Source organism: Phenylobacterium sp., from assembly GCF_037968635.1.
Lineage (GTDB): Bacteria > Pseudomonadota > Alphaproteobacteria > Caulobacterales > Caulobacteraceae > Phenylobacterium.
In genome coordinates, this window is record NZ_JBBKVV010000149.1 from 1 (window position 1) to 3,522 (window position 3,522).

Annotated in this window: 4 protein-coding genes; all 4 read left to right on the forward strand. The window is 65.7% G+C overall.

The features are described 5' to 3' along the window. Positions 1-320 precede the first annotated feature (320 nt). Positions 321-857: a porin family protein gene (locus AAC997_RS17400; protein ID WP_340646969.1), complete on the forward strand. Its 537-nt coding sequence runs from the start codon at positions 321-323 to the stop codon at positions 855-857. A gap of 87 nt (positions 858-944) precedes the next feature. After that, positions 945-1,376 carry a hypothetical protein gene (locus tag AAC997_RS17405; protein WP_340646970.1) on the forward strand — a complete coding sequence of 144 codons (432 nt, stop codon included), beginning with the start codon at positions 945-947 and terminating at the stop codon, positions 1,374-1,376. A gap of 168 nt (positions 1,377-1,544) precedes the next feature. Further along, entirely contained in the window at positions 1,545-1,841 is a 297-nt protein-coding gene (locus AAC997_RS17410) for an HU family DNA-binding protein (RefSeq protein ID WP_340646971.1), read from the forward strand. A 259-nt stretch (positions 1,842-2,100) separates the two neighbouring features. Then, positions 2,101-2,742, forward strand: coding sequence for a glutathione S-transferase family protein (locus AAC997_RS17415; protein WP_340646972.1), 642 nt, complete (start codon positions 2,101-2,103; stop codon positions 2,740-2,742). Positions 2,743-3,522: the final 780 nt, after the last annotated feature.

Sequence of the window (3,522 nt, forward strand, 5' to 3'; positions counted from 1 at the left end):
CCCATCGAGGGGGAGGGTTGGGTTGGGGGTGAGGGCAGGGCGCCTGGCGAGGCTCAAGGTCGGCGTTCGCCCCCCGCGCCAAGCTTTCAGCGCCCTGCACACACCCCCATCCCCGGCCCATCCCCCATCGAGGGGGAAGGGGGAACCGGAACGTCGGTCTCCAGCTGGATCGCTCCGCACGCCGACCTGTGCCCTCAGCGACACAGGTCCCTCTCCGCCACATTGTTTCCATCGAATGTCGAGGAACCGACCTAGGGCCGCCGTGTTTGGAGGCGACTTGGGTGCGGCTGGGGAGCTGAACGAAAGAGTTGGAGTAACCAATGAAGTCTCTCATCGCCCTGGCGGCGACGACCGCCCTGACCCTCGCCGTCCCCGCCATCGCCTCGGCGCAGTCGCTCTCTCCCACCACGATCTATGGCTCGCTCGGCTACGCGAACGCCAATATCGACGATGTGAACCTGGGGGCGATCCAGGGCCGCCTGGGGGCCCGCTTTGGCCAGTACCTCGGCGTCGAGGGTGAACTCGCCGCCGGCGTCAAGGAAGACAGCGTCAATGTCGCCGGAACCTCGGTCGACGTGAAGCTGCAACACCAGGCCGCCATCTATGGGGTCGGCTATCTGCCGGTCTCGCCGCAGGCCGATCTGTTCGCCCGGGTCGGCTACGGAACCTCCAAGATCAAGGCGTCGGCCGCCGGCGCGTCCGCAGCCGATGACGGCGAGAGCTGGAACTACGGCGTCGGCGGCCAGTACTTCCTGGACGACAAGAACGGCGTCCGGGTCGACTACACCCGCCACGACTTCAAGGATTCCAGCGAGAACGCCGACGTCTGGGCTGTCGCCTACACGCGGAAGTTCTAACTCCGGAACCCAGGCCGGGCCGACATCGTTGGTGTCGTGCCCGGCCCCCGTTCACGGGGCCTGATCCCCTATCCGAAGAGAAGAACCATGGCCGACCCGATGACCTCCTCCGCCAACGGAACCGCGGCGACCGGCCTGGCCGACGCCACCGCCGCCCTTGATCCGATGGCGGCCTCCGCCAAGAGCGCCAAGAGCGCCAAGGCGAGCGCCTCCGCCTCCGTCAGCGAAGCGGCGGACGCTCTGGGCAAGGCGCCGGCGGCCCTCAATGAGGCCGCCCACAGCCTGCTGAGCGCCGCACGCACCTTGCTGGAAGGCAAGACGGAGGTCGTGGTGGCCAAGGGCCAGGAAGTCTACGGCAAGGTCCGGGAACGCGCCGTCGAGCGGTTCGGCGACACCGACGTCCTGGTGCGAGAAAAGCCCTATGTGGCGCTCGGCGTCGCCGCCGCCGCCGGCTTCCTTCTCGGGCACCTGATCAGTTCCGGTCGCAGCCAGGTGGTGTACCTGCGCGACGCCCGGTAGGGGCTAAGACGCCTCTCAGCCGCGGCGAATGCGCGCTATTGTGCCCAAAAACGGGGTCTCTCGGCCCCGTTTCCCTTGCGTCAAGGTCGCCACGGCCCGCGAATCTGCGCAAACCCTTGCCTCCCTTGCGTGGAAACGCGAGGCGCAACAAAGACAACCGGAGGTCACATGACCCAATCTGAATTCATCGAACAGGTCGCCACTGCCGCCGGGACCACCCAGGCTGAAGTCGGCCGCGTGCTGGAAGCCATGGTCGCCACCGTCTCGGGCGCCTTGACCGCGGGCGGCGACGTCCGTCTCTCGGGCCTTGGCGTGTTCGACGTCGGCGCCCGCGCCGCCCGTGAAGGCCGCAACCCCTCCACCGGCGAAGCGATCAAGATCCCGGCCTCCAAGGCCGTGCGCTTCCGCGCCGCCAAGGGCCTCAAGGACGCCGTCAACGGCGTCGCGCCCGCCAAGAAGAAGTAAGCGCCGCGGGCTCCGCCCGCAGCCATGAGTCATCGAGCAGGACCGTCCCTACCGGGGCGGTCCTGTTTTCGTTTGGGATGTCGCCGAGCAGGGAAGGGCTTAGACCGCCGGAACCGACCTTTCGAATGTCAGCTTGGGGTGGCTTGCAGACCTCCTATCGCGCCCATCGCCTTGTTCCCAAAGCCACGGCGCTCAACGTCCGATCGGCTCGAGATTGCCTCTCCCGCGCTCAGCTGGTCTGATCCCTTTGGGGGACGCCATGCGAGCAGCGGATTTACCTACGGTCTACGGCGCGTCCTACAGCGTCTATGTGCAGGCCTTACAGCTGACGCTTTGGGCGAAGGGAGTCGGGTACAATCTGGTAGAGGTTGATGCTTGGACGGAGGGCAAGCAACCGGCGTATCTGGCGCGCCATCCCTTCGGTCGTATTCCGGCCTTCCAGCATGGCGATGTGCGCCTCTATGAGACGGCGCCTACTTGTCGATACGTGGACGAGGCGTTCGAGGGACCAGCCTTGCAGCCGAGCGCGCCATCCGGGCGCGCATCGATGGGTCAGGCAATTTCCATCATGGACAACTATGCTTACCGCACGCTGGTCTGGGGCTTGTACGTCGAGCAAGTGGAAGGCCCGCGCCGCGGGCGAAGCCCAGACCCGGTGCGGCTCGACGCCTCACGTCGTGAAGCTTCGGTGTGCCTGGCCGCGCTTGAAGCCATCTCGCCGGAAGGGGAATGGCTGAGCGGCGATACACTTTCCCTTGCGGACCTCCACGCCGCGCCGATGTTCCGCCTCTTCGCCGAAGTCCCCGAATTCGACGAGCTGATGCCCAGCCACCCCCGGCTGCTGAAGTGGTCTGATCGCATCAAGACGGCTACGCAACCCGCTGGGCTGTTCGAACGATAGGGCGCCGACCCAAACGTCCGCAACGGGTTGCGAGCTGTCCCGAGCAAGGCGGCCGCAAGCAGACATTCCCCCGATCGCCCGAAACCAGACCTCGTCGATGTCTGAGACGGGTGGTTAGCGGACCCAGACTGACGCTTGGTTTGAGGCTTCCGCGGCTGCGCCTACGATGTTGGTATCTGAGGACACCCGCGGGACCTGCCATGACAATTCGGACTACCCAATGTGCGTGTCGCGCGTGCGTCGTTGAGGTCGAGGGCGAGCCGGTCAGCAGCGGGCTTTGTAGCTGCGACAATTGCAAACGGCGTACGGGCGCCCCGTTCGGGTGGTCGGTCTACTTCCAGGATGAACAGGTCAGGAGGGTGGATGGTCCGCTGGCGGTTCTCGAAGGCTTCGGCAAACGCTGGTTCTGCTCGAAGTGTGGTTCAACCATCTATTGGAGGTCGTTCGGAGCGTGGAGGCCCGGTCAGACAGGGTTCGCCGGAGGCTGCTTCGCCGATCCGACGCTGCCGGTTCCCACGATCGCGGTACGCTGCGCACAGGGGATGCCGTGGACGGGCTACCCCGCCGGCTGCGCCCTGTTTGACGACATGCCCCCGAGCGCCTCGACTGCGGTGTCATGAACCTCCTTGATGTGTCGATTACGGTGACAGTGCATTTAAAAGGAAAACTCGGCACGGAGTTGAGTGCACTGTCACCGCAGTTCCGTTGGCGACCCGCCGTAACTAGACGCTGACCCCGTCATTCCCTCAAGCGGACTTTGGCAAGGGCTGTTCGGGGTGG

What these genes read in the sequence shown, in the direction of transcription:
- AAC997_RS17415 (WP_340646972.1), top strand. Translation starts at nt 2,101, where the DNA reads ATGCGAGCAGCGGATTTACCTACGGTCTACGGCGCGTCCTACAGCGTC.
- AAC997_RS17410 (WP_340646971.1), top strand. Translation starts at nt 1,545, where the DNA reads ATGACCCAATCTGAATTCATCGAACAGGTCGCCACTGCCGCCGGGACC.
- AAC997_RS17405 (WP_340646970.1), top strand. Translation starts at nt 945, where the DNA reads ATGGCCGACCCGATGACCTCCTCCGCCAACGGAACCGCGGCGACCGGC.
- AAC997_RS17400 (WP_340646969.1), top strand. Translation starts at nt 321, where the DNA reads ATGAAGTCTCTCATCGCCCTGGCGGCGACGACCGCCCTGACCCTCGCC.